General features: G+C 74.9%; 23 protein-coding genes. 13 read left to right on the top strand and 10 right to left on the bottom strand.

Annotated elements, in window-relative coordinates:
- The first annotated feature begins 15 nt into the window (after positions 1 to 15).
- From ACTEI_RS09920 to ACTEI_RS09935, 5 genes are all read left to right on the top strand, one after another.
- Complete coding sequence (locus ACTEI_RS09920) at positions 16 to 660, top strand: TOMM precursor leader peptide-binding protein (RefSeq protein ID WP_122977383.1); 645 nt, start codon at positions 16 to 18, stop codon at positions 658 to 660.
- A complete protein-coding gene (locus ACTEI_RS09925) occupies positions 657 to 2,357 on the top strand; it encodes a SagB family peptide dehydrogenase (RefSeq protein WP_145830838.1) in 1,701 nt (566 codons plus the stop codon). The genes ACTEI_RS09920 and ACTEI_RS09925 overlap by 4 nt, the downstream gene beginning before the upstream one ends.
- Complete coding sequence (locus ACTEI_RS09930; protein WP_122977385.1) at positions 2,341 to 3,150, top strand: nitroreductase family protein; 810 nt, start codon at positions 2,341 to 2,343, stop codon at positions 3,148 to 3,150. Before ACTEI_RS09925 ends, ACTEI_RS09930 begins: the two co-directional genes overlap by 17 nt.
- Before the next feature lie 77 nt (positions 3,151 to 3,227).
- Positions 3,228 to 3,458 (top strand): hypothetical protein, encoded by a 231-nt coding sequence (locus tag ACTEI_RS37725; protein WP_145830839.1) that lies wholly within the window; start codon positions 3,228 to 3,230, stop codon positions 3,456 to 3,458.
- A 75-nt stretch (positions 3,459 to 3,533) separates the two neighbouring features.
- The gene (locus ACTEI_RS09935) at positions 3,534 to 4,661 is read left to right on the top strand and encodes a zinc metalloprotease (protein ID WP_122977386.1); all 1,128 of its coding nucleotides are present in this window, start codon (positions 3,534 to 3,536) and stop codon (positions 4,659 to 4,661) included.
- On the opposite strand, the gene ACTEI_RS09940 is transcribed toward ACTEI_RS09935, so the two are convergent.
- Complete coding sequence (locus tag ACTEI_RS09940) at positions 4,662 to 6,254, bottom strand: xylulokinase (protein WP_122977387.1); 1,593 nt, start codon at positions 6,252 to 6,254, stop codon at positions 4,662 to 4,664. It lies immediately after the preceding gene.
- Positions 6,255 to 8,492 carry an aminotransferase class III-fold pyridoxal phosphate-dependent enzyme gene (locus tag ACTEI_RS09945; protein ID WP_239082334.1) on the bottom strand — a complete coding sequence of 746 codons (2,238 nt, stop codon included), beginning with the start codon at positions 8,490 to 8,492 and terminating at the stop codon, positions 6,255 to 6,257. It lies immediately after the preceding gene.
- A gap of 136 nt (positions 8,493 to 8,628) precedes the next feature.
- Between ACTEI_RS09945 and ACTEI_RS09950 the strand changes: the two genes are divergently transcribed.
- Complete coding sequence (locus ACTEI_RS09950) at positions 8,629 to 9,780, top strand: PucR family transcriptional regulator (RefSeq protein ID WP_122977389.1); 1,152 nt, start codon at positions 8,629 to 8,631, stop codon at positions 9,778 to 9,780.
- Positions 9,781 to 9,998: 218 nt separating this feature from the next.
- Here ACTEI_RS09950 and ACTEI_RS09955 read toward each other — a convergent pair whose 3' ends face one another.
- The 4 genes from ACTEI_RS09955 to ACTEI_RS36850 all read right to left on the bottom strand — a co-directional run bounded on the left by ACTEI_RS09955 (position 9,999) and on the right by ACTEI_RS36850 (position 13,779).
- Positions 9,999 to 10,766, bottom strand: a complete 768-nt coding sequence (locus tag ACTEI_RS09955) for a S1 family peptidase (RefSeq protein WP_239082333.1) — start codon at positions 10,764 to 10,766, stop codon at positions 9,999 to 10,001.
- Between the two features lie 366 nt (positions 10,767 to 11,132).
- Positions 11,133 to 12,482, bottom strand: a complete 1,350-nt coding sequence (locus ACTEI_RS09960) for a glycoside hydrolase family 6 protein (protein ID WP_122977391.1) — start codon at positions 12,480 to 12,482, stop codon at positions 11,133 to 11,135.
- A 167-nt stretch (positions 12,483 to 12,649) separates the two neighbouring features.
- The gene (lexA, locus tag ACTEI_RS09965; protein ID WP_372443250.1) at positions 12,650 to 13,417 is read right to left on the bottom strand and encodes a transcriptional repressor LexA; all 768 of its coding nucleotides are present in this window, start codon (positions 13,415 to 13,417) and stop codon (positions 12,650 to 12,652) included.
- On the bottom strand, positions 13,384 to 13,779 hold the full coding sequence (locus ACTEI_RS36850; RefSeq protein ID WP_164465894.1) for a DUF2750 domain-containing protein: 396 nt from the start codon (positions 13,777 to 13,779) through the stop codon (positions 13,384 to 13,386). Before ACTEI_RS36850 ends, lexA begins: the two co-directional genes overlap by 34 nt.
- Before the next feature lie 153 nt (positions 13,780 to 13,932).
- Between ACTEI_RS36850 and ACTEI_RS09975 the strand changes: the two genes are divergently transcribed.
- Entirely contained in the window at positions 13,933 to 14,148 is a 216-nt protein-coding gene (locus tag ACTEI_RS09975; RefSeq protein ID WP_122982035.1) for a DUF2795 domain-containing protein, read from the top strand.
- Positions 14,149 to 14,197: 49 nt separating this feature from the next.
- Here the strand turns inward: ACTEI_RS09975 and ACTEI_RS09980 are convergent, their stop codons facing one another.
- On the bottom strand, positions 14,198 to 14,725 hold the full coding sequence (locus ACTEI_RS09980) for an Lrp/AsnC family transcriptional regulator (RefSeq protein WP_122977394.1): 528 nt from the start codon (positions 14,723 to 14,725) through the stop codon (positions 14,198 to 14,200).
- Between the two features lie 89 nt (positions 14,726 to 14,814).
- Here ACTEI_RS09980 and ACTEI_RS09985 point away from each other — a divergent pair, with 89 nt between their 5' ends.
- The 3 genes from ACTEI_RS09985 to ACTEI_RS09995 are packed head-to-tail and all read left to right on the top strand — an operon-like array spanning position 14,815 to position 18,328.
- A complete protein-coding gene (locus ACTEI_RS09985) occupies positions 14,815 to 15,909 on the top strand; it encodes a thiamine pyrophosphate-dependent enzyme (protein ID WP_122977395.1) in 1,095 nt (364 codons plus the stop codon).
- Positions 15,906 to 16,895 carry an alpha-ketoacid dehydrogenase subunit beta gene (locus ACTEI_RS09990; protein ID WP_122977396.1) on the top strand — a complete coding sequence of 330 codons (990 nt, stop codon included), beginning with the start codon at positions 15,906 to 15,908 and terminating at the stop codon, positions 16,893 to 16,895. Before ACTEI_RS09985 ends, ACTEI_RS09990 begins: the two co-directional genes overlap by 4 nt.
- The gene (locus ACTEI_RS09995) at positions 16,895 to 18,328 is read left to right on the top strand and encodes a dihydrolipoamide acetyltransferase family protein (protein ID WP_122977397.1); all 1,434 of its coding nucleotides are present in this window, start codon (positions 16,895 to 16,897) and stop codon (positions 18,326 to 18,328) included. Before ACTEI_RS09990 ends, ACTEI_RS09995 begins: the two co-directional genes overlap by 1 nt.
- 159 nt (positions 18,329 to 18,487) lie before the next feature.
- On the opposite strand, the gene ACTEI_RS10000 is transcribed toward ACTEI_RS09995, so the two are convergent.
- A complete protein-coding gene (locus ACTEI_RS10000) occupies positions 18,488 to 19,279 on the bottom strand; it encodes a potassium channel family protein (RefSeq protein ID WP_122977398.1) in 792 nt (263 codons plus the stop codon).
- Between the two features lie 252 nt (positions 19,280 to 19,531).
- Here ACTEI_RS10000 and ACTEI_RS10005 point away from each other — a divergent pair, with 252 nt between their 5' ends.
- On the top strand, positions 19,532 to 20,857 hold the full coding sequence (locus tag ACTEI_RS10005) for a hypothetical protein (RefSeq protein WP_122977399.1): 1,326 nt from the start codon (positions 19,532 to 19,534) through the stop codon (positions 20,855 to 20,857).
- A 10-nt stretch (positions 20,858 to 20,867) separates the two neighbouring features.
- Here ACTEI_RS10005 and ACTEI_RS10010 read toward each other — a convergent pair whose 3' ends face one another.
- Positions 20,868 to 23,555 (bottom strand): winged helix-turn-helix domain-containing protein, encoded by a 2,688-nt coding sequence (locus ACTEI_RS10010; protein ID WP_164465895.1) that lies wholly within the window; start codon positions 23,553 to 23,555, stop codon positions 20,868 to 20,870.
- A 386-nt stretch (positions 23,556 to 23,941) separates the two neighbouring features.
- Between ACTEI_RS10010 and ACTEI_RS10015 the strand changes: the two genes are divergently transcribed.
- Positions 23,942 to 24,217, top strand: a complete 276-nt coding sequence (locus ACTEI_RS10015; RefSeq protein WP_122977401.1) for a hypothetical protein — start codon at positions 23,942 to 23,944, stop codon at positions 24,215 to 24,217.
- 26 nt (positions 24,218 to 24,243) lie between these two features.
- On the opposite strand, the gene ACTEI_RS10020 is transcribed toward ACTEI_RS10015, so the two are convergent.
- Positions 24,244 to 24,513 carry a hypothetical protein gene (locus ACTEI_RS10020; protein ID WP_187645933.1) on the bottom strand — a complete coding sequence of 90 codons (270 nt, stop codon included), beginning with the start codon at positions 24,511 to 24,513 and terminating at the stop codon, positions 24,244 to 24,246.
- 241 nt (positions 24,514 to 24,754) lie between these two features.
- On the opposite strand from ACTEI_RS10020, the gene ACTEI_RS10025 reads away from it, so the two are divergent.
- Positions 24,755 to 25,249 carry a DUF1269 domain-containing protein gene (locus ACTEI_RS10025; RefSeq protein WP_122977402.1) on the top strand — a complete coding sequence of 165 codons (495 nt, stop codon included), beginning with the start codon at positions 24,755 to 24,757 and terminating at the stop codon, positions 25,247 to 25,249.
- Positions 25,250 to 25,290: the final 41 nt, after the last annotated feature.

A 25,290-nucleotide genomic window follows, 5' to 3' on the forward strand; every position in this document is an offset into this window, starting at 1 on the left:
TACCGGGAGTGGCGCATGTGTCATCTGATCGTTTCCCCCGTCGGCCCGTTCGGCTACGCGGTCGCCGAGCGGCTGCGCGACCTGTGCCGCGACGTGCAGGTCGCCGGGACCGACGCGACCGGCGCCGGGACCGGGCCGCCACCGGCGCCGGGACCGGGTCCCCGGCTGGACGTGCTGGTGGCGTGGCGGCGGGTGCCCGCGCTGGAGCGGGAGTTCGACGAGGACGCGTACCGGTCCGGACACCCGTGGCTGCCGGTCGTCCTGGACCATCCGGTGCTGGAGATCGGCCCGGTGGTGGTGCCGGGCGCCGGCGCCTGCCACGGCTGCTACCGCCGCCGGCTCGCGCAGCACGACGCCGGGCGGGCGGTGCGCGCCGCCGTCGACCGGTACTACGACGCCGACCCGCAGGCCGGGCCGGCCGGGTACCTGCCGGCGACCGCGCTGTTCGCGGCGGCCACGGTCGCCGAGGTGGTGGACCGGTTCCGGGCCGACCCACGGGACGAGGCCGGCCGGGTACGCCAGATCGACGTGCCGACCCAGCAGCTGCGCTCCGGCCGGGTGGTCGGCGTGCACGGCTGCCCGCGGTGCGGTTCCGGCCGGGACGAGACCACCCGGTCGTACGAGCGGCTGCCCGCGATGCTCCAGGGGGTGTGGGGATGATCCAGATCGAGGACACCTCCCGGCAGAACGGGCGCCTCTCCGCCGCGGCCATGGCGTACGCGGTCGCCGTCGATCCGCAGTTCAGCGTGCCCGTCCGGCCGTGCCTGGCGCCCGGGCTGGTGTGCGTCCCGCTGGACGACGGGCTGGCGTTCGTGGGCAGCGCCAACCGGCAGACGGTGCTGCGCGGGCGGGCCGCGCTGACCCTGATCCCGCGGCTGCTGCCGGCGCTGGACGGTACCCGTACCGTGGCCGAGCTGGCCGCGGCGCACGCCGACGTGGCCGGAACCGACCTGCGCGCGTGCGTCTCCCTGCTGTACGTCAGCGGGCTGCTGCAGGACGGACCGCCCGGTCCGGAGAGCGAGCTGATCCCGTCCGAGGTGGCCGGCTACCTGGGCCGGAATCTGGACACCACCCGGGTCAACCACAGCCGGGGTGAGGCGTGCGACCGGCTGGCACGCACCCGGGTGCTGGTCGCCGGTCCGGAGCCGCTCGCCGGCCGGCTCCGCGCCGAGCTGGCCGCCGCGGGCGTCGACGCGCACCGGAGCGGTCCGGAGCAGGCCGCCGGGGCCGGCGACTTCCTGGTCGCCGTCGACGACGGGAACGCCGCCGCGATGGTGGCGGTGGACCGGGCCTGCCGGCGTGCCGGGATCAGCTGGCTGCGCACCGCGGCCGGACCGCGCACGGCCGAGATCGGACCGCTGTTCAACGCCCGGTACACCTGCTGCTACGAGTGCTTCGCCGGGAGCGGGGCCGGGCCGGGCGGCGTGCCGTCCCGGGCGTGCGCGGCGATCTGGGCGGCGCTGACCGCGACCGAGATCGTGCACCTGCTGTCCCGGGTCGGCTCGACCCCGTCGACCTCCGGCTGCACCGTCTTCGACCTCGCCGATTGGACCCAGCGGGCGGTCGGCGCGTACCGCCGGCCGGGCTGCCCGCAGTGCCTGCCCACCCGCGCGCCGGCCCGGCCCGGCCGCCCGGCGCTGGCCCACCTGTACGAGCAGGAGGTGGCGGCGCCGCCCCGCGAGTGGCTCAACCTCAAGGACCACCAGGCGCACTACAAGCCGGCGAACCTGTCCCTGCAGCGGTACAACAAGGAGTACCTGGCCGCCCCGCGCATCCCGCTCAACGGCGGCCCGCCCGCCCCGGCCCCGCGCCTGACCCTGGCCACCCTGTCCGTGCTGCTGCGGCGCACCGTCGGGCTGCGCGACGACGGCCCGGCGGCCGGGTCCGGCAAGGTCGGCCGGTGGGCGCCGACCGGCGGGAACCTCGGCTCGGTGCAGGCCTACCTGCTCCCGCTGGACGTGGCCGGACTGCCCGCCGGGTGGTACTTCTACCAGCGCGGCGACCACAGCCTGGCGCGGATCCGGCCGCTGTCGGCGTCGACGCTGCCGGCCGAGGCCGCGGCGGTCTGCCCGGAGCTCGCGGCGCAGCGGCCGGCCGCCCTGATCGCCCTCACCGGGGCGCTGGGCGTGGTGTCGGCCAAGTACCAGGACTTCGCCTACCGGGTCCTCTGCCTGGACGCCGGCGTCGCGCTGGCCCAGCTGTCCGCGCTCGCCGACGAGTGCGGGCTGGCCACCCGCTTCGCCGGCCGCTGGGACGACACCGCGCTGAGCCGGGCGCTGCGGATCGAGGCCGCCGACGAGCCGGTGACCGCGGTGATCGCACTCGACCCGAGGACTGACGATGATCCCGACAACTGAGACCCGTTCCGCGCCCGCCGGGCCGCGTTCCGGCGAGCCGGATCCCGCCGCCGACCGGCTGCGGCTGCTGGAACGGCTGCTGAGCGACACGCTGCTGGACGCCGCGGCGGCCGCCCGGCCGCCCGCGCCGGTGCCCGCGCACCTGCGCCGGGCGCCGGACGACGGGCCGCTGATCGGGCTGCCCGAGCCGGCGGCCCCGCACGCGGCCCTGGACGACGTGCTGCCGGGGCGCAGCGCGGCCCACGAGTACGCGCCCACCGCCCTCACCGGCGCCGAGGTGTCGGCCCTCTTCGCCGCCGCGGACCGGATGGACGCCCGCGGCTGGCCCGCCGAGCGGGAGGCCGGCGTCGACCTCGAACTGTACTGCGCGGCCTGGCGGGTGACCGGGGTGGACACCGGGCTGTACCGGTACCGGCCGGAGCGTTCCGGGCTGTGCCGGGTGGCGAGCCTGCCGGACGGCCCGCAGGCCGAGGAACTGGTGCTGCAACGGGAGTTCGCCCAGGCCGCGGCCCTGTTGGTGATCACCGGCAACCTGGCCGCCGCGCTCGCCCGGCACGGCAGCCACGGCCACCGGCTGCTGCTGTCGCGGGCCGGCGCGGCCGGACACGCCGCGTGGCTGACCGCGCTGCGCCTCGATCTCGTCGGCACGGTCTTCGCCGGCCTGCTGCCGCACGTCCTGCGCGAACGTGCCGGCGCCGACGGTTACCACCGGGCCGCGCTGTTCGCGTTCGCGGTCGGGCATCCCCCGGGCACGGCGGTGTCGTACCGGTCCACAGTCGCGGGTCCGGACTGATTCAGGTCACGGGCCCGGCCGGCGGCCCACGGCCGGCCGGCGTTCACCAGGAGACGAGAGAGCAAGGGAGTTGAGAGATGCGCAGTGAGCTGAAGAAGCCGGAGGTCTCGGAGGAGCTGGACCTCTGGCTGGAAGATGATCTGACCGCCGAGCAGTTACCGACCGTCGTCAGCGCGTCGTTGCTGGGGACCGGTGGCTGCGGCGGTTGTGGCGGCTGCCACGGTTGCCACGGCTGCCACGGCTGCCACGGCTGCGGGCCGTGTCACGGCTGCCACGGCTGCCGCGGATGCCACGCGTGCCGGTGGTGATCGCAGCCGGGGGCGTGTCGTGAACACGCCCCCGGTCGTCCGTACCGCAGCGCCGCCCGGGTAACGGAGGCATCGATGTCCCTGGACAGCGGCACCACGCCGAACGTCGTCGTACCCGAGTGGCTGGACCAGCCCATCGGGCTCGCACCGCAGGTCACCCTGGTCGACGGCGCGGATGGCCATGCCCTGCTGTTCAACGCCGCGAACGGGACGTACGTCCGGGTGAGCCGGACCGGCGCGCGGCTGGTGCCGTTGCTGGACGGCACCCGGACCGGGACGGCGCTGCTGGCCGCCGCCAGCCGGGCACGCGGGCCGGAGGGCACCCGGGACCGCGGGCCGGTCCTGCTGTCGTTCCTGCAGGATCTGCGCGCGGCCGGGGTGCTGTCGGTGCCGCCGGAACCGTTGCGCGGCCGGCGGCTGGCGCTGACCCGGCTCGGCCGGCTCACCCCGCGCGTCCGGTTCCCGGCCCGCCGCCTGAACCGGCTGCTGCGTCCGCCGGCCCTGCTGCTGGCCCGTTACCCCCGCACCGGGTGCACCGTCGCGGTGCTGGTCGCCGTGGCGTCCGTGAGCGCGGTCGTGCTGGCGTTCGTCGTGCCGGCGCCGCTGGTCTTCACCGGTCCGTCGTGGACGATGCTGATCGGGGCGCTGCTGGTGCAGGCCACCGTGCACGAGATGGCGCACGCCACCGTGTGCCAGTCGCTGGGCGTGCCGGTACGCGAGGCCGGGATCAAGCTGTTCTGCCTGCTCATCCCGCTGACGTACGTGGACCGGACGGACGCCTACCGGGTCCGGTCGCGCGCCGGGCGCGCCGGTGTGGCGCTGGTCGGGCCGCTCGTCGACCTGGCCGCGGCGGGGCTGTCCGCGCTGCTGATCCTCATCGACCCGGTCGGGTTCGGGCCGCTGCGCTGGCTGCTCGGGCTGCAGCTGTTCGTCATCATCAACAACCTCAATCCGCTGCTGCCCACCGACGGCAACCACGCGCTGGAGGCGGCGCTCGGGGAGCTGAACCTGCGGCACCGCGCCAACGCGTACATGGCCCACGTGCTGCTGCGGCTCCCGCTGTCCGCGGCGCACCGCTCGGTCTCGGCGGCCCGGCGGCGGCTGTACCTGACCTACGGGTTCGTCAGCACCGCGTTCCTGCTCATGCTGCTCACCATGATGGCGATCAACTACTACCGGCTGATCGACCACGCCACCGGCTGATCAGCGCGCCGTGCGGTGCAGCCGGCGGTAGACCGGCGCGAGTTGCCGGTGCAGGCTGGTGTAGATCTGGTAGATCTCGTCGTAGGCGGCCCGGTCCGGGCCCGGCTGGAAGACCTGATCGTTGCGGGCCAGGCCGGGGATGTCCGGGAAATCGATCATCCCGGCGCCGACCGCCCCGATCCAGCCCGCCCCCCGCGCGTTGACCGCGACCGGGTCGGCGTCACGCCGGATCTCGATGCCGAGCACGTCCGCGAAGATCTGGCACCACGAGCGGGACCGCGCCGCCCCGCCGGTGATCACCAGGGACCGCACCGGCGCGCCGAGGAACCGGTCCACCGCCCGGGTCATCCACCGGGTGTTCAGCGCCACCCCCTCGAACACCGCCCGCAGCAGGTCCGACCGGGTCGTCTCCAGCGAGATGTTGAGGAAGCCCGCGCGCAGGTGCGGATCGTCGACCGGGGCCCGCTCGCCGTAGAGCCAGGGGGTGTAGAGCACGCCGTCCGCCCCGGCCGGCACGGTCGGGATGATCCTGTCGAAGGCGTCGAAGATGGTGCCCTCGTCGCGGCTGATGTGCCCGGCCGACAGCAGCGGGTCGTCGTACTCGACGATCTTGTCGCGCAGCCAGGTCAGGTTCGCGCCGGCGGTGGCCTGCAGCGCGGTCATCAGGTAGCGGTCCGGCAGCGCGCACGGGATGGACGCGATGCCGCTGGTCACATCGGTCTTCTTGGCCGGCACGTGCGCCGCGATCCAGGACGAGGTGCCCAGGTACAGGTGCGGCTCGTGGTCGCGTACCGTGCCGGCCCCGATCGCGGCCGCGGTGTTGTCGATCGCGCCGGCCACCACCCGCACCGACGTGGGCAGCCCGAGATGGGCGGCGGCGTCCGCGGCCAGCGTGCCGATCACCTCGGTGCACCGCACGATCGGCGGGAACTTGTCCGGGTCGATCCCGCTGGCGGCGAGCAGCGACGGCGCGTACCGGATGTCGGTGGCCCGGCGGTTGTCGGTGACCCACGAGGTGAGGATCGAGTCGACGGTCGCCACCGTACGGCCGGTGAGCTTCAGGTTGATCCAGTCGAGGACGTTGAGGAACGTCTTCGTCCGCGCGTACACCGCCGGCATCTCGTCGCGCACCAGCAGCATGTGCGCGGCCGGGTCCTTGCCGGTCGGCGACGGCATCCCGCCGGTCAGGCGCAGCCACCGGACGATCCGGAAGAGCGAGAGCCCGGCGTACGACGGGAACCCGCCGAACTGCCGGCGCAGATGAGCCGCCCCGCGCATGTCCAGCCAGCTGATGCACGGGGTGAGCGGCTCACCCGCGGCGTCGACCGCGATGGTGCCCTCGCCCTGGGTGGAGGAGCAGATCGTGGTCACCGCGCGCAGGTGTTCCGGGACGTCGCGCCCGAGATCGCCGACCACCTCGGCCAGGGCGTCCCACCACGCGACCGGGTCCTGTTCGGCGCCGCCGCCGGGCAGCACCCGCAGCGGCACCGGGCGCTGCGCCCAGCCGGTCACCGTGCCGTCCGCCGCCACCAGCGCGGCCTTCATCCCCGAGGTGCCCAGGTCGATCGCCAGCACCTGCGGCGGAGTGGCCATTCAGACCCCTTCCACCAGAGCGAACACCCGGTCGAACCGGGCCAACGCGTCGTCGATGACCTCGTCGGTGTCGGCCATCGAGGTGTACATCCGGGAACCGGCCAGGGTGATGATGCCGTGCGCGGCGTACGCCGCCCCCATCTGCTCCATCAGCGTCTTGCGGGCCTTGTTCTCCCGGAGCAGCTTGATCGGGCTGCGCATGTCCAGCAGCATCACGCCGCTGCACTCCAGGTGCACGATGGAGCCCTGGTTGTACGCCACGTACGGCAGGCCGTACCGGTCGATCAGCCGCTGCAGACCGCGGGTGAGCCGGTCCCCGGCCCGCCCGGCCAGCACCGGCGCGCCGGTCCGGGCCATCTCCCGGATCGCGAAGTACCCGGCCGCGCAGGACAGCGGGTTCGCCGACAGGGTGCCGCCGACCTGGATGTGCGCGCCGCTCCGGCCGTCCAGGCCGGAGCCGAAGACGCTCATCACGTCGGCCCGCCCGCCGACCCCGCCGGCCATCGGGTACCCGCCGGAGACCGCCTTGCCGAAGACGGTCAGGTCGGGGGTGACGCCGAAGTACCCGGCGGCGCCGCCCATGCCGGTCCGGAAGCCGGTCACCACCTCGTCGAAGATCAGCAGCGCGCCGAACTCGTCGCACAGCTCGCGGACGGCCGCGTTGTAGTCGCGCGGCACCGGCCGGGTGCCCGACTCCGGGCCGAACGGCTCGACGATGACCGCCGCGGTGCCGCCGCGGACCCGGTTCTCGATCAGCTTGCGTCGCAGCGCGCCCAGGTCGTGCGGGAAGGTCTCCCGGGTCCGCCCGGTGGCGCCCCACGGGATGCCCTTGGCGTTCATCCGGAACGTGCCGGGCACCCGTAGGGCGTACACCACGGTGTCGGACCACCCGTGGTACGCCCCGCCCACCTTGATCACCATCTTCCGGCCGGTGTGCGCGCGGGCCGCCCGGACCGCCGCCATCACGGCCTCGGTGCCCGAGCCCAGCGACCGGTACATCTCGATGTGCGGCATGAACTCGTGGATGATCTCGGCGAGTTTCAGCTCGTACTCGTGGAACAGGCCGGTGACCGGCCCGGACTCGGCGATCACCGCGGCCACCTGCTCGTTGACCGGGGCGTAGTTGCTGCCCAGGATGGTCGGGCCGCCGGCCTGCAAAAAGTCGATGTAGACGTTGCCGTCCCGGTCGGTCAGGTGCGCGCCCTCGGCCCGGTCGATCGCCAGCGGGAACGGATAGTTGAACGCCAGGTTGTGCTGGACGCCGCCGGGGATGCGCCGCTTGGCCCGCTCGGTGATCTCCCGGCTGGCCGTGCACTTGGTCTCGAAGTAGTTCAGCACGTCCAGCAGCGCGTCGTGGCGCAGGCCGCGCACCGGCTGCGCGACGAGCGCCTTGAGCCGGCGCATGGTGTCGTCGACGTCCAGGTACTCGCTGATCATGTAGCCGTGGGCGGCCGGCTGCGGCTCGCCGCGCGGCCCACCGGCCGGCTCGGTGGCGGCCGGGGGCAGCGGGTCGGCGACCGAGGGCAGCGGCTCGTCCTCCGGCACCCGGACCGGCTCGACGGCGTCCACGATCTGCGCGGCGATCCGTTTCTCGTCCGCGCGCAGCTTGTTGAACGCGATCTCCCGGATCGTCGCCGGGATCGTGTGGACCTTCCCGGCCTCCGAGGTCAGCGCCAGCAGGTACGCGATCGACACCTTCTCCAGCAGCGCCATGTTGAACACCGCACGCGACGGGTCGGTGCCCACCGCCACCACCCCGTGGTTGGCGATGATGAACGCGTTGTCCCCGCTCGCCACCCTCTTCTGCACGTTGCGGGCGAGGAAGCCGGTCCCGGCCGGCGCGTAGTCGATGATCGCGACCTCCCGCCCGAGGAAGCGCACCTGCTCGTCGGTCAGCGCCGGGATCGGCTTGCGCAGGAACGCCAGGGCCGACGCGTACGGCTGGTGGGTGTGCACGATCGCGTTGACGTCCGGCCGCTCGCGGTAGATGTTCGCGTGCATCCCGCACTCGATCGACGGGACCAGCCCACCGGCGGCGCCCGGATCGGGCACGTGCCGGCCCCGGAAGTCGACGATGCAGACGTCCTCGACGCGCATCCGGTCGTAGTCGTAGTTGCTGGGCGTGACGGCGTAGAGCTCGTGGCCCGGGATGCGGACCGAGACGTTGCCCTCGGTCGCCTTGAGGTAACCACGGTCGAGCATGGTGCGGCACATGTCGACCACATGCTGACGGGACATCCGGTGCTTCACGGGCGGTTCCGATCCTCAAGGGGTGTGACCGGGACCATCGTCACCCCGCCCCGGGCCGGCGGGCACCGTCCCGCGGCCAGCAATCTGCGACCCCGCCGTTGTCACCGGGTGACAAAATGCGGCGATGACGACCCCGTGGCAGCGGCTGCCGACCGACCTGGCCGCCGTCATGCGGCCGCGCCTGCCGGCCGCCGTGCGGGCGATCGCCGAGGCGGTCGCCGCGGCCGACCCGGCCTTCGCCGGCACCGGCGGCGCCAAGTTCGAGCGGGACGTGCGGACCGCCGTCCAGGTGGCCCTGGACCGCTTCCTCGACCTGGCCGGCACCGGCGAGCCGGCGCTGCCGCCGCGGATCCGCGAGGTGTTCGTCGCGCTCGGCGCGGCCGAGGCCCGCGAGAACCGCGGCCCGGAGTTGCTGCTGGGCGCCCTGCGCACGGCCGCCCGGCTGCTGCTGCGCACCGCGTCGCAGGCGCTGGCCGGCTCCCGCCCGGTCTCGCTCGACGAGATCATCGACCTGTCCGACGCGACCAGCGCCTTCGTCGACGAGCTCGCCGCGGCCTGCACCGACGGCCTGGCCCGGCAACTGCGCGAGCAGGCCGGGGAGGGGGACCGGCGCCGCCGCCAGGCCGCCGACCTGCTGCTGCGCGGCGGCGCGCCGGCCGACGTGGCCCGGGAGGCGGTGGCCGCGATCGGCTGGGCCACCCTGGACCGGGTGATCCCGGTCCTGCTGCCACCGGACCAGGCCCGGGACGCCCGATTCCGGTTCGCCGCCGACGGGGTGGTGGCCGAGCGCGGCCGTGACGCGGTGCTGCTGCTGCGCTCCGGCCCGCGGGCGGAGCGGGCCGCGCTGGCCGAGGCGCTCGACGGCCGCGGCGCGGTGGTCGGCCCGGCCCAGCCGTGGACCGAGGTGCCCGAGGCGGTCCGGCTCGCCGAGCGCGCCGCCGACCTCGTCGGCGCCGGGCCCGCGCCGGTCTTCGTCGAGGACCACTTCGCGCTGCTGGCGTTGCGTGGCGAGCCGGGCGCCCTGGCCGCGCTCGCCGCCCGGCGCCTGGCGCCGCTGGCCGGGCTGCGCCCGAACCAGCGCGACCAACTGCTGGTCACCCTGGAGTCGTGGCTACGGCACTGGGGTTCCCGGACGGCCGTGGCCGCGGAGCTCTACGTCCATCCGCAGACCGTCAGCTATCGCGTCAACCGGCTGCGCGACCTGCTCGGCCCGGCTCTCGACGACCCCACCGCCCGCTTCGAGCTCCAGCTCGTGCTGGCCTACCGCGCCGGCTGATCCCGCGCCCGGCGACGCCCTCCCGCGCACTCTTCAGACGCCGCTCCGGGCGGTTGTGGGGGCACTGCTCCGGGCGGTCCTGGGGCACCGCTCCGGGCGGTCCTGGGGCACCGCTCCGGGCGGTTCCGGGGCACCGCTCCGGGCGGTTCCGGGGCACCGCTTCAGGCGGCTCCGGGACGGCGACTGGCTCGCCCGCCGTCCCGGTCGTCGCGCAGCGGTCAGCTCGCGCCGATCATCGAGTTGATCCACGCGGCGATGTTGTCGGTCCGCGCGGCGTTCTCCACCCCGGTGTGCGGGCAGCTCGGCCCGTTGCTGACCACGCCGGCCAGCACCGGGTCCGCGCCCGCCGGCTCGGTGAAGTACGGCCCGCCGGAGTCGTACGGGCACGGTGTGGTGTTCGACTGCGGCGCGTACCCGCGCAGCCCGAGCACCGAGCTGCTCACCGACGCCACGGTCAGCTGCCCGGTCCGCAGCCGCGTCTCGGGCACCGGGTTGACACTGGTCACCGAACCGTACCCGGTCACCCGCAGGATCGTGCGGACCTGCGGCGGCCGGAGGCCGAGCCGGATCGGGCGCACATCGGTCACCGGCTGCTCCAGGCGCGCCAGCGCGACGTCCGCGGTCGCCGACTGCCGGACCGAGACCACCTCGAGCACGTGGCCGCCGGTGCCGGTCACATCGGTGCGGCCCACGGTCGCGGTGGTCGAGTCGGCCACCGGGTACTCGACGCGGACGCCGTTCGCGTCGCGGAAGCAGTGCCCGGCGGTGATCACCCACTCCGGTGCGATCAGCGCGCCGGAGCACGCGCTGTTGCGGCGGCCACCGGTGGCGGTCGGGATGCCGGTCATGGTGAACTTGACCGAGAAGCGGTAGCGGCCGTCGGGTACCAGCTCGCCGTTGGCGATGGCATGGGCGGGCGCCGCGGTCCCGGCCAGCGTGCCGGCCAAGGCCAGCGCGGCGACGGCCCAGCGGATCCTGTTGTGCACAGTCGATTGTCCTTTCCGGACTTCCGGCAACGACCGTATCGACGTTAGTCCTTTCCGGCCGAGCGCGCTGACCCGTCCGGCCATCGACCGGGCCGGATCCCCGCCGAGCGGTCCGGGTCCCCGCCGAGCGGTCCGGGTCCCCGCCGAGCGGTCCGGGTCCCCGCCGAGCGGTCCGGGTCCCCGCTGATGTGCCTGGATCCCCGCCGATCTGCCTGGATCCCCGCTGACTCGCCCGGAGTTCCGCCGAGCGGTCCGGATCCGCGCCGACCGGCGGGGATGCCGGCCGGGGTGGGTCGGATGCCCGCCGGACGGACCGGCCGCCGGTCCGGCCCGCGGCGGTGGCGGGTCCGGGCCGGCGGCCGGTTCTCAGGAGGCGGTGCAGGTCAGCGCCGGGGTGGTGGCGCTGCCGCTGCCGATCAGACCGAACTCGGCGGAGGCGCCGGCGCCGAGGGCGCCGTTCCAGGACGCGTTGCGTACGGTCACCGCGGTGCCGCTGGTGCTCAGCGTGCCGCCCCAGACCTGGCTGACCGACTGCCCGCCACCCAGCGCCCAGGACACCGCCCAGCCGGTGGTGGCCCGGCCGGCGGTCACCGTGACCTGCGCCTGGTACCCGCCGGACCACGAGCTGGTCACCCGGAACACCGCGGAGCACCCGGCCGGCGGCGTGCCACTGCTGCCGCTGGGCGACGGCGACGCCGACGAGGACGACGGCACAGCGGTCGGCGAGCTGGTCACCGGCGGGTTCGGCACCCCGCTGGCCAGGCTGTACGCCAGGTCGGGCTGGAACGACCCGGCGGTGTACCGGCAGCCGTCCGCCTCACCGGGCGGCTTCACCCACAGGAACGCGTCCACCGCGCTGTCACCGGTCGCGGTGGTCGGGTACGTCCCGATCCGCCGGTCGGTGTTGTCGTCCCCGCACCAGTCCCCGGCCGCCCCGCCGTTGCGGCTGGTGTCCACGACCTGGTGCTTGCCGGTGACGCCGCGGCCGTTGAGCGCGCTGATGATCGCCCGGCCGTAGGCGGTCTCCGCCGAGGTGGGGTTGAAGTTGGACACGTTGGTGTAGAACCCGTCCGCGTCGGCCACGCCGGCCGCGACCAGCCGATTGGCCTGCTCGGCGGCGCTGTTCCAGGTCGAGTGGCCGGCGTCCAGGTACACCTTGGCGTTCGGGTTGGCCGCCTTCAGCGTCCGGGTGGCGCTGGCCAGGGCCGCGTTGCGGGCGGCGAGCTCACCGGCGCTCAGGCAGGTCTGCAGCGCGATCGAGTCCGGCTCCAGGATCACCAGGACGGTGCGGTTGCCGAGCCCGCCGGCGACCGCGTTGATCCAGTTCTGGTAGGCGGTGAGGTCCGGCGCGCCGCCGGCGCTGGCGCCGCCGCAGTCCCGGTTGGGGATGGCGTAGGCGGTCAGGACCGGGATCTGGCCCGCGGCGTTGGCGGCACTGACGTACGACGAGACCTCCGACCCGATGGTCGAGTTGTAGTTGGCGAACCAGCGGGACGCCGGCTGGCTGGCGATCCGGTCGCGGATCACCGCGGCTCGGGAGTCGTTCGGGTTGGCGGCCACCCAGCGGGCGGCGGCGGTGTTCGGGTCGCGGTAGAGGGTGCCGCTGATCGAGCCGGCTTCGGCGGCGCCCGCGGTGGCGAGGACGGCGCCGGCCGCGACGGTGGCGCCGGCGGCCGTGGCCGCGAGCCATCTCAGGCGAGGGGATACGGATTGCATGGGCTTCCTTCCGGGGAGAAGGGCCGACTGGGAGCGCTCCCACCGTAACCACATCGACATCGGTTAGCAATCTGTACGTCTCGATGTGCTTCCCGCCGCGCGGTCACCCCGTCGCGCGGTCGCGCGGTCGCGCCGCCGCGCGGTCACCCCGTCGCGCCGCCGCGCGGTCACACGCTGCGCAGCACCGACACCACCTTGCCGAGGATGACCGCGTGGTCGCCGTCGATGTCGGGGTAGGCCGGGTTGCGCGGCTGGAGGACCACGTGCCCGCCCCGCCGCCGGAACACCTTGACCGTCGCCTCGTCGTCGATCATCGCCGCCACGATGTCCCCGTTGTACGCCTCCGGCTGCTGCTTGACCACGACCAGGTCGCCGTCGCAGATCGCCGCGTCGATCATCGAGTCGCCGCGCACCCGCAGGGCGAACAGGCTGCCCCGGCCGACCAGCTCCGGCGGCAGCGACAGCACCTCGTCGGCGCTCTCCTGGGCCGGGATCGGCGTGCCGGCCGCGATCTCGCCGAGCACCGGGACGCCGATGGTGGCCGGCTCGGCGCGCGGCCGCTCGGCCGGGCGCAGGAACATCCGCACGTCGACCGGCCGGGTGGCGCGCCCGCGCCGCAGGAACCCGAGCTCCTCCAGGGCCCGCAGGTGCCGGCTGACCGCCGAGGTGGAGGCCAGGCCCACCGCGTCGGCGATCTCCCGGGTGGACGGCGAGTACCCGTGCCGCCGGGCCCCGTCGCGGATGACCGTGAGGATCCGGCGCTGCCGCTCGGTCAGGATCGTGGTGTCGAGCTCGTCATCCGCTAGCACCCGACGATCTTGCCTGATCGCCTGCCGTCCCGGCGAGCGGGCTCGCCGGGACGGCCCGGCCGCGAGCCCGCGGGTCGGACCGGTCGCCGGGCCTAGTTCAGGCGGAGCGCGGCGGTCAGCCTCGATCGGAACTCGTCGAGCGTGAGCGTCGCCGCGCTGCGCTCCTCGACCGGGAAGATCGCGATGTCGGCGTCGTCCTCGCGCAGCTGCGGCAGCCACTCGTCGAGGAACACCCGCACCGGGATCCGGATGGCGTGCTCGCCGTCGACCTCGCCCTCGTGCTCCAGCTGGGCCACCGCCGCGTACGGCCAGACCGGCAGCAGGGTGCGGCGCTTCGCGTCCTCGGTGAACAGGATCTCGTCCTGGTCGCCCCAGACCCACAGCGCGCCGTTCTCGGCGAGGATTTCGAACGTCCGGCTCACCCGGGCCGCCTCGGCGAGCCCGCGAAGCCGCTGCGCTTCACGGCGCGAGATGTCGTCCGGTGCCACGTGACCTCCGATGGTGGGTTGTACCGCGGCGATGGTATCGGCCACCGCCCGCGCGCCGCCGGCCGACCGGCACACCCGAGCCCCCGGGTGCCCGCGGCCCGGCTCGCCGCCGGGGCCACGAATGGGACGCCCACCTCGGGGTATGCGCCCGGCATGAGTACGAACACCTTTGCCGAAGTGCAGACGCTGCTGGAGGATCTCGACTTCCCGGCGGACAAGGACGCCATCGTGCGGCACGCCACCGAGCGGGGCGCGTCGGAGGACTCGGCGGCGGTCCGCGCCCTGCGCGCCATGCCGCTGGCGACCTACCGGAACATCTCGGAGATCCGCAGCTCGGTCGACCTGGATCCGGAGGAGATGCCGGGCTGACCGCGCGGGGCGCGCAGCCGGGCCCGCCGGATCCGCCCCGGCCGGAACCCTAGGCGTCCAGCCGGGGCGGCGCGGGCTCCCCGGCGGACGCCGGCGCCGGCGACTCGAACTCCTCGAACACCAGCAGGGTCCGCGTGTTGACGACTCCCGGCATGCCCTGGATCTCGTCCAGGACCAGGCGGCGCAGGTCGGCGTTGTCCCGCGCGCGGACCAGCAGGATCACGTCGAACTCGCCGCCGACCAGGGCGATGTGCACCACGCCGGGCAGTGCCCGCAGCCGCTCGCGCACCGGGCGCCAGTCCGCCTGGCGCAGGTTCACCGTGACGTAGGCGGACGTGCCCATCCCGGCGGAGACGTGATCGACGTCGGCGCGGAACCCCTTGATCACGTTGGTCTCGCGCAGCCGCTGGACGCGGGCGTAGGCGTTGGCCCGGGAGATGTGCAGCGTCTCGGCGAGCTTGCGGATCGGCATCCGGCCATCCCGGCCGAGCTCGGCGAGGATCCGCCGGTCGATGTCGTCGAGCGTGCTGGCCACCTGTCTTCGTCCCCCTGCCGCATCGACCGTCCGGGTGGACATCTGGCCCGCTGCGGCCGTCCACGGAACGCAAGTTTCTCGATCTGTCCCAGATTATGGAACAGAAGTGGTGTGGGCCACACCATTACCGCATGACGCCTGACTCCCGTCGGCTGTTGCCGTCCGATGCTCCTGTCACCCTCATCGACCCCCGCGGCGAGCCGGTCGGCGACGGCCGCTACGCCGCCCCGGACGACGCGGTCCTGCTCCGGTCCCTGGAGGCGCTGATCGTCGCCCGCCGGCTCAACGATCAGGCGTACGCGCTGGTCCGGCAGGGCCGGTTGGCGGTCTACCCGTCCTCGCACGGCCAGGAGGCCTGCCAGGTCGCCGCCGCCCAGGTCCTCGACCCGGGCGACTGGCTGTTCCCCACCTACCGTGACACGGTGGCCGCGGTCGGCCGGGGCGTCGACCCGGTGGAGGCGCTCAGCCTGCTCAAGGGCGACTGGCACTGCGGGTACGACCCGTACGAGCACCGGGTCGCGCCGCACGCGACGCCGCTGGCGACCCAGCTGCCGCACGCCGTCGGGGTGGCGTACGCCGCCCGGCTGCGTGACGAGCCGACCGTCGTGCTGGCGATGTGCGGCGACGGCGGCACCAGCGAGGGCGACTTCCACGAGGCGCTCAACTTCGCCGCGGTGTTCCGGGCGCCGGTGGTCTTCTTCGTGCAGAACAACGAGTACGCGATCAGCGTCCCGCTGGCGCGCCAGTCGGCGGCGCCGTCCCTGGCGCACAAGGGCATCGGATACGGCGTGGCCGCCGAACGCGTCGACGGCAACGACATGGCGGCCCTGCTCGCCGTCCTGGGCGAGGCGGTGCGGCGGGCACGCGACGGGGCGGGACCGCAGCTGGTGGAGGCGCACACCTACCGGATGCAGGCGCACACCAACGCCGACGACGCCAGCCGCTACCGCGACGAGGACGAGGTCGCGGCGTGGGCGGAGCGCGACCCGATCACCCGGCTGCGGAGCTACCTGCGCCAGCGGGACGCGCTGACCGGCGAGGCGGAGGCCGGGTTCGCCGCGGCGGCCGACCGGGTCGCGGCGCACCTGCGCGACGGGCTCAACCGCGACGTCGAACCGAATCCCGAGGACCTCTTCGCGTACGTCTACGCGACTCCCACCCCGCAGCTGCGGGAGCAGGCGGCGCTGGTCGCCGACGAGCTGAGCCGGGAAGGGGCGCTCGGATGACGGTCGTACACCGGAAACTGTCGATGGCGCAGGCGCTCAACCGGGCGCTGCGCGACGCGATGGCCGACGACCCGGCGGTGATCGTGTTCGGTGAGGACGTCGGGGCGCTGGGCGGCGTCTTCCGGATCACCGACGGGCTCACCGCCGAGTTCGGCGAGACGCGGTGCTTCGACACCCCGCTCGCCGAGTCCGGGATCGTCGGCATGGCCGTCGGCATGGCGATGAACGGCATGCGCCCGGTCGTGGAGATGCAGTTCGACGCGTTCGCCTACCCGGCGTTCGAGCAGATCGTCAGCCACGTCGCGAAGATGCGCAACCGCACCCGCGGCCGGGTCGCGCTGCCCATGGTGATCCGGGTGCCGTACGCCGGTGGCATCGGCGGAGTGGAGCACCACTGCGACTCCTCGGAGGCGTACTACGCGCACACGCCGGGCCTGCAGGTCGTCACGCCGGCCACGCCGGCCGACGCCTACGCGCTGCTGCGCGCGGCGGTCGCCGCTCCGGACCCGGTCGTCTTCCTGGAGCCCAAGAAGCTGTACTGGAGCAAGGAGGAGGTGGAGCTGCCGGTCCGGGCGCCGGGCATCGGCACGGCCGTGGTGCGCCGCGCCGGGACCGACGCCACGCTGATCGCGTACGGGCCGACCGTCGCGGTGGCCCTGGAGGCGGCTGAGGCCGCCGCCGCCGAGGGGCGCAGCCTGCAGGTCGTCGACCTGCGCTCGATCGTGCCGTTCGACGACGAGACGGTGTGCGAGGCGGTCCGCTCCACCGGGCGCGCCGTGGTGGTCACCGAGGCGGCCGGGTTCGCCGGTGTCGCCGCGGAGGTCGTCGCCCGGGTCACCGACCGGTGCTTCACCAGCCTGGCCGCGCCGGTCCGCCGGGTGACCGGGTTCGACATCCCGTACCCGCCGCCGAAGCTGGAGCACTTCCAGTTGCCCGGGGTGGACCGGATCCTCGACGCCGTCGACGACCTGCAGTGGGAGCAGTGATGACCGAGCGGATCTTCCGGCTGCCCGACCTCGGCGAGGGCCTGACCGAGGCGGAGGTCGTGCAGTGGCTGGTGGCCGAGGGCGACGTCGTCGCCGTGGACCAGGGCATCGCCGAGGTGGAGACGGCCAAGTCGCTGGTGGAGGTGCCGTCGCCGTACGCCGGCCGGGTCACCACCCGGCACGTGCCGGCGGGCAGCACGCTCGCCGTCGGCGACCCGCTGATCACCGTGGCGGAGTCGGCCGCCGACCGCTACCGCGAGGAGGAGCAGGCCGGCTCCGGCAACGTGCTGATCGGGTACGGCACATCGGGCGCGCCGGTCACCGCCCGGCGGCGCCGGCCACGCGCCGGGGTCCGGACGGCCGCCGGAGCGCAGCCGGTTCCCGCCGGAGCGCAGCCGGTTCCCGCCGGAGCGCAGCCGGTTCCCGCCGCCGGAGCGCGCCCGGCCCCCGCCGCCGGAGCACCGCGGGTGATCTCGCCGCTGGTGCGCCATCTGGCCCGGGACAGCGGCGTCGATCTGAACCGGGTCGAGCCGACCGGGCCCGGCGGCGTGATCATGCGGGCCGATGTCGAGCGGGCCATCGCCGCGTCCGCGGCCACCGCTGCGGCGGCCGTGCCCGGCCCGGCAGCCACGCCTGTTCCGGCCGCCACGCCTTTTCGGGCAGCCACGCCTGGTCCGGCGGACGTACCTGTTCCGGCAGCCACGCCTGCTCCGGCGGGCGCGCCCGGCCCCGGGGACGCACCCGGTTCCGTGGCGGGGGAGCGGCGGGTGCCGCTCACCGGGTTCCGCAAGGCGGCGGCCGCCGCGCTGACCCGCAGCCGTGCCGAGATCCCGGAGGCGACCGTCTGGGTCGACGTGGACGCGACCCGGCTGTGGCAGCTGCGCGAGAGCAACCCGGGCGGCCCCGGCCTGCTCGCCTACCTCGCCCGGTTCGTGGTGGCCGGGCTGCGCGGGTACCCGGTGCTCAACGCCCGCTTCGACGCCGACCGGCAGGAGATCGTCCAGTTCGACCGGGTCGATCTTGGCATCGCGGTGCAGGGCGAGCGCGGCCTGGTGGTGCCCGCGGTGATCGGCGCGGACACGATGAACACCACCCGGCTCGGCGAGGAGATCCGCCGGCTCACCGCGGTCGCCCGGGCGGGCCGGGCCACCGCGCGCGAGCTGTCCGCGGGCACCTTCACGCTGAACAACTACGGCGGCTTCGGGGTGGACGGCAGCGCCGCCGTCATCAACCATCCGCAGGTCGCGATCCTCGGCTTCGGCCGGATCATCGACCGGCCGTGGGTGGTCGACGGCGCGCTGTGCGTTCGTAAGATCACCCAGATGAGCTTCGTGTTCGACCACCGGGTCTGCGACGGCGGCACGGCGGCGGGCTTCATGCGTGCCGTCGCCGACGCGATCGAGGACCCGGCCTCGGCGATCGCCCGGCTGTGACCGGCGGATCGAGGCCCCGTCCCTCGACGACGTGACCGGCGGCCCGGCGTACGACGTCGCGCGCGGGCCACTGCCGCCGCGGGGCGCCGCCTCGGCGACGCGCGCGGAGCCGACCGGGCGGTCACGACACCCCGGGGGCATGGTGGCGGGCGACCGGGTTCACCCGCCGCCCGTCCGGCCCGGACCCGGTGGCGGCCGCTCGGTCCCGAACGCCGACACCAGCCGGGCCACCAGCGTCACCAGGAAGATCTGGCCGGTGAGCGCGTTCAGCACCGCGAGGCTGCGCCCGCTGGGCCCGGCCGGGGCCAGGTCGCCGTACCCGGTGGTGGTGAGGGTGACGAAGGCGAAGTACTGGATCGTGGCGCTGTCCGCCGGCTGAGCGCCGGTGAACAGCGGCGCGGTGTCGATCCGGGCGGCGGCCGTGAACAGCGACGCGAAGAGGAAGCCGAGCAGCAGGTAGGCGCTGAGGGCGCCGAGGATGGTCTGCACCGAGACCACCCGGTGACGCACCACCCGCAGCACGATCACGCAGACGCTGAACAACAGGATGGCCGCCGCCCACAGCGCGGCCAGCGCCTCGACCACCCGGCCGGGCCTCGTGGCCGCCAGGACGGCGACGGCGGCGGAGCCGCTCGGCAGCCCCCAGCACAGCCACCGTGCCGACCGTGGCGGGAATCTGGCCAGGCGCAGCGCGAGCAGCAGCGTGGTGGCGTACAGCAGCAGGTTCACCATCCGGGCCGAGCGGTTGTCCAGCATCATGGCCGTGCTGAAACTGCCCAGCAGCAGGACGAAGAGCAGCCCGTACCGGTCCGGCGGCCGGGCGGCGCCCGCAGCGTGCGGACCGGGGCCCGGCCCGGCCGGCGCTCCGCTCGCCCCCGGCTCGGCGCGATCGGACCGGCCGGCACCGGCACACCGGGCTCCGGGTGTGTCGATGCCGCCGTCGTCGGACATGCGGCGAGTCTGTGGCCCGCGACCGGCGGTGTCATCGTCCGGTGCGGATGAGTGGGCGCCGCGGGTCCCGCGGCCCGGGTGCGCCGCGTCCGCCGTCCGGCGGCCCGGAGGCGCCCCGCCTGCCGGACCATCCGGACCGGGGGACGCGGTCCGGCGCCGGACGGCCCTACCGTGTGGGCTTCCGGGCGATCACCGAGCCGCGCCGGGACCGCATCCGCCGCGCCGCCCGGGTGGTCGAGCCGGAGGGGAGCCATGGCCGATGCCGAGGCGTCCGCGGCCGAGCGGGAACTGGCGCTGCTGCGGGCGGAGAACGAGCGGCTGCGTGCCCTGCTGGCGGCCCGGCCGCCGGCGCAGCGGCGCCGCCGTGGCGGGCGGTGGGCGTTGGCGACGACGCTGCTGCTGGCCGGTTGCCTGCTGCTGCCGGTCGGCGCGGTCGCGTTGTGGGCGCGTGCCGTGGTCTTCGACACCGACCGGTACGTCGGGGCCACCGCGCCGCTGGCCCGGGATCCGGCCGTGCAGGACGCGGTGGCGGACCGGATCACGGCGGAGGTCGTCGCCGTGCTGCACGTCGACGGCATCACCACCCGGGTGCTCGACGCGCTGGTGAAGCAGGGCGCCCCGGCCGAGCTGGCGGTCCTGCGCCGCCCGGTGGTGGAGGCCGTGCAGTCGTTCGCCCGCGCGCAAATCGGCGACGTGGTGCGCTCCGACCGGTTCGTGCGGGCCTGGGAGCAGGCCAACCGAGCCGCCCACGAGGGGCTGGTGGCGGCGTTGCGAGGCACCGGGGACGGGGTGATCGGGATCCAGGACGGCACCGTGTCGGTGGATCTGGGCGCGTTCCTCGCGATGATCAAACCTCAGCTGGTGGCGGCCGGTGTCCCGTTCGCCGACCGGATCCCCGCGGTGAGCCTGACGTTCCCGATCGTGCAGTCCGCGCAGATCCCGCGGATCCAGCGCGCCGCCGGGTTGCTCGACACGCTGGCCGTACCCTCGGTCGTCCTGGCTCTCCTGCTGCTGGTCGTGGCGATCGGCGTCGCGCCGGGCCGCCGCCGGATGCTGGCGGTCGCGGGCTTCGGGACGGCCGCCGTCCTGCTGGCGCTGCTGGGTGCCCTCGCCCTCGGCCGCGGGTACTACCTGCGGCACCTGCCCGCCGGCGGCATCGCGTCCGGCGCCGCCGCGGCGGTGTGGGACGCCCTGGTGGGACAGCTGCGGCTGCGGGTACTGGCGGTGGTCGCGGCCGGCCTGACGATCGGGCTCGGCGGCTGGCTGACCGGTCCCGGGCGGGCGGCGCGGGAACTGCGCGCCGGCGCCGGATGGCTGCTCGTGGCGCTGCGTCTGGGCGCCCGGCGGCTGGGCTGGGGCAGCACCGTGGCGGATCGCTGGGTCGCGGCGCACGCCACCGCGCTGCGGACCGCGGCGGTACTGCTGGTGGTCACGGTGTACGCGCTGTGGACCAGGCCGACCGGCGCCGTCGTGCTCGGGCTGGCGCTGGCGCTGCTCGCGCTGGTGGCCGTGATCGAGCTGCTGCGCACGGGCACGAAGCCGCCGGTGGCCGGGCCGGCCGCGCGGCCGGCGCGCTGAGCCGGGCGGCTCAGACCAGCCCCAGCGCGCGGGCGCGACGTACCGCCTCGTTGCGCCGCGGTGCGGCCAGCTTGCGCAGGATGCTGCGGACGTGGGTCTTCACCGTGTTCACCGACAGGTACATCGCGTCGGCGATCTCCTCGGTGCCCAGCATCGCGGCGAGATGGTGCAGCACCTCCAGCTCCCGCTCGCTGAGCGGGTCCACCAGGATCGGCGTGCCGGGCGGCGCCGCCACGGAGCTCGCCTCGGCCGGGGCCGCCCGCTCCGGCGGTGCGTCCGGGGGCCGGCGGGCGGCGGCGAACTGCGGATCGCCGCGCAGCAGCCGGCGCAGCCGGGGCCCGCCCTGGTGGAACGGGCGCCGGTGGCCGTCGGGAGCCGCGAGCGTCAGCGCCCGCTGCAACGATTGGTGCACCGTCGCTGCCGGCTCGCCCTGTTCGCTCGCCGCGGCGGCGGAGATCAGCCACGCGTCGATCAGCAGCGGCGGCGGTGACCCGGCGCCGCCGAGGATCGGCTTGACCAGGTCAGCCGCCTGCCGGGCCTCGCCCTTGGCCAGCCGGGCGGCGGCGCTGACCAGCACCGCCTGGGCCGAGTCCCGGTCGTCCAGGGTGGCGACGGTGGCCAGCGCCTCGTCCGGGCTGCCCATGGAGACCGCCAGTTGGGCCCGGTTCACCGTGATCTCCTGGTGCAGCCAGCGCGGCCGGCGCCCGGCATCGTCGCGCGCCTGCGCCTCGTCCAGGACGGTCGCGGCGCTGCGGAACTCCCCCCGGCCGCTGAGCAGGCGGGACCGGACCAGGGCCACCGCCGCGGCGACCAGCGGGTCGTCGGCGCCGGCGCCCTCCGCGGCACGCAGGTGGGCCCACGCCGTCGCCGCCGACCACCGTTCCGCGTCGACCCAGGCCAGCGCGGCGGACACGGCCGGGCGGGGGCGCTGCGCCGCCCGGTGCCGGCTGTTCAGCTGCGCCGCCTGGCCGGCCGCGGCGACCGCCTCACACAGCCGGCCCTGGTACGCGTTGAGCAGGGCGAGCCGTTCCAGGCAGCTGAGCCGCAGGCCGTCCCAGCCGGAGGGCGGCAGGGCGCGGGTGGCGTCGGTCAGCGTCGCGATGGCGTCGTCCAGCGCCCCGGCCTCGCCCTGCGCCACCGACCGCCAGAACAACCTGATCGCGTCCAGTTCGGGGTGCTCGGCGGGCAGCCGGGCGAGCAGCGCGCCGGCCGTCTCCGCCGAGCGCAACGCCCGCGGGACATCGCCCCGCATGGCGCTCGCGACGGTGTCCAGCAGCGCCGCGGTCGCCCGTACCGGCGCGGTCGCCGGGTCCGTCGCGGCGGCGTCGGCCCGCTCCGCGGCACGCCGCAGGTGTGCCGCCGCCCGCTCCGGGTCGGTGCGGGCCAGCCACCGGGCGGCGGTCACCAGCTCGGCCTCCGGGCCGTCCACGTCGTCCGGCATGTCGTGGAACAACCGGACGAGCCGGTCGGACTCGCCGCCGGCCAGCAGGTGCCCGACTCCCAGGTCGCGCAGCAGCACGGTGCTGGCGTGCCGCCAGTCGCCGCCGCTGACGGCGTGCCGGACGGCGTCGACCGGCCGTCCCCGGGCGGCGAACCAGGCAGCGGCCCGGCGGTGCAGCTCGGGTACCCGGGCCGGATCCTCGTACGCCAGCTGGGCGCGCAGCAGCTCGCCGAAGAGCCGGTGGTAGCGGTGCACCGCGGGGTCGTGGGCGACCGGCTGGAGGAAGGCGTTCGCCCGCTCCAGCCGGTCGACGATGTGTCGTGCGTCGCCCCGCCCGACCAGCGTCTCGGCCAGATCGAGGGTGAAGTCGTCGACGATGCTGGTGCACAGCAGGAACTCGCGCGCCTGCGGCGGCTGGCTCGCGAGCACCTCGCCCAGGAAGTACTCGGCGAGATTGGACTCGTCGCCGACGACGGTGGCGATCAGCTCCTCGGCGTCGCCGCGCCCCTGCGCCGCCAGGGCGAACATCCGCAGACCGACGGCCCACCCCTCGGTGTGCTCGACGAGCGCCCGCACGGCCCGCTCCGGCAGCGCCACGGCGTGCCCGCTGAGCAGGTCGGCCGCCTCGGCGACGGTGAAGGCCAGATCGCCGGCGCGGATCTCGCTGAGCGTTCCGGCCAGGCGGTAGCGGTACAGCGGCAGGGGCGGATCCCACCGCCCCGCGAGGACCAGGCGCAGGTGCTTGTCCGCGTGCCGTAGCAGCGCGTCCAGGTCCTCGGCCAGTCGCCGGTCGGTCAGCATCGAGGCGTTGTCCAGGATCAGCACCACCGGGCCGTGGTGGGCGGCGAGATCCGCGGCGAGCCGGGCGAGCAGGGGCCGCTCGAACGCGCCGGTGCCGATCGCCTCGTCGATCGTCGGCGACAGGGTGATGCCGGCGCGGCTGAGCCCTTCGACGAGATACGGCCAGAAGACGGCCGGTACGTCGTCCCCCTCCTCCAGGCTGATCCACACGGTCGGGCCGGGCGCCCGGCCCGACGCCGCCCAGGAAGCGGCGAGCACCGTCTTCCCGCTGCCGGGCGGGCCGGTGACCACCGTGATCGGCTGCTGGACGGCGGCGCCGAGCCGGTCGAGCAGCCGGGTGCGCCGCACCGCGAACGGCGGGGTGTCCGGCACGGTGAACTTCGCGGCCAGCAGCGGGTCGATGCCGGCCGCCGGTCCGGTGCCGGTTCCGGTGTGAACCGTCGTTTCGCTCGTCACGGCAAGGCCTCGATGTCGGTCGTGCCCGGCGTTCGGCAGGCTCCATTGATCGGCTGGGGCGCGGCGGGATCCACATGCGGTGACCGGCAGGCGGCGCGGCCGGCATCGTCCGGGGGGCGAGAGGGGTCGTCGGCGGCGAGCCCGGATGTCAGGCCCCGTCTGTACTGCGCTGGTTGCTCCGACATGACCCTGCGCGGGCCCGGTCCCCGAGCCCTGACCACCCCTCATGACACTCGGTGATTTTCAGCCTACTCAAGGCGGGCCGCGGGCGGGCCCTTATGCGGGCCGACCGGGACGCGGCCTCGCGGCCGCGCCGGCCTCGCGCGGCGTGGGCGTCATCCGGCGGGGAGGATCCGCGCCGGCTGGCGCGGGCGCAACCTGAGACGATGAACGTGCCGGCCGAGCGCTCCGCGTCCGCCCCGTCCCGGGCCCTGTACCAGCTGCGGCTGGCCGGGCTCATCCCGCCGGACCTGGTCGGAGACATCGAGGGGCTGCGGATCACCGAGGAGCCGGCCGAGACGGTCCTGTGCGGGGAGCTGGCCGACCAGTCGGCGCTGTTCGGGCTCCTGGCCCGCATCCACGGCCTCGGCCTGCAGCTGCTGGAGGTGCGCCGGCTCACCGACGTCGACGCCGAGGACCCGCCGTTCGTCCCGGACCGATGACGCCGCTCCGCGCGGCGCCGGACCGGTCATGCCTCGCCGCGGCTGCCCTCCGGCACGGCCGCGACCGACCGGTCGCCGGTGGCGCGCGGCGGGCACTCCGTGGCGATCGAGCGCAGCTGGACCAGTTCGACGCCGTACCGGTCCAGCCGGTCGAGCAGGCGGTCCAGATCCGCGGCGGAGAGCCGGCCACGGATGGCGCTGTGCCGGGGGAGCGCGCGGATCCGCAGGTCACCCAGGATTCTGCGGAGCAGCGGGCCGAGACGGCCGCGTACCCGGATCTCGTAGCGCTCGCGCATCGCCGGCTCCCTGCCTCTGGCGGATGTCCTCGCCACCATGCCGCCCGGGCGCGCGCCGCCGCCTCCCCCGGGCGGGATGAGCGTCACGTCGAGCCGGCCGGACCCCCGGTGTCCGCGCCCGGTTCATCCGCGCGGAGTGAGGAACGGCGCACCGCGGCGTGGCTGACTGATCGGGACGCCGCCGCCTGCGCCGCGGCGGCGTACGCCAAGGAAACGAGCACCAGGGAAAAGAGGAGAAGTCATGGCAACACTGGTCGCCATCGGATACCCCGACGAGACCACCGCGACGGCGGCGTCGCTGGAGGCGGATCGGCTGTCCAAGGATCTGATCATCCAACCGGACGCGATTGCGGTGATCATCCGGGACCGGGAGGGCAAGTTCCACGTCACCACCAACCATCACGCGGTCGGTGGCGGGGCCACCTATGGGATGTTCTGGGGCCTGCTGTTCGGGATGCTGTTCTTCATCCCGGTCCTGGGCATGGCCGTGGGCGCCGGGCTGGGCGCGCTGACCGGCAAACTCGCCAAGGGCGCGATCGAGAAGGACTTCCAGGAGCGGATCCGGGACCAGTTGCAGCCGGGCACCTCGGCGCTGTTCCTGGTGGTCGAGGCCGTCACCCCGGACAAGGCGGTGGAGGCGCTCAGCGTGTACGGCGGCACGGTGCTCAAGTCCTCGCTGTCCAAGGAGGCCGAGAACGAGCTGCAGGACGCGCTGCACGGAGCGGCTGCCCGGTAGCCCGCCGGCGGGTACGGCGTCGCCCGGGCACCGGGTGGCGC

The sequence above is a fragment of the Actinoplanes teichomyceticus ATCC 31121 genome (genome assembly GCF_003711105.1).
Taxonomy (GTDB): domain Bacteria; phylum Actinomycetota; class Actinomycetes; order Mycobacteriales; family Micromonosporaceae; genus Actinoplanes; species Actinoplanes teichomyceticus.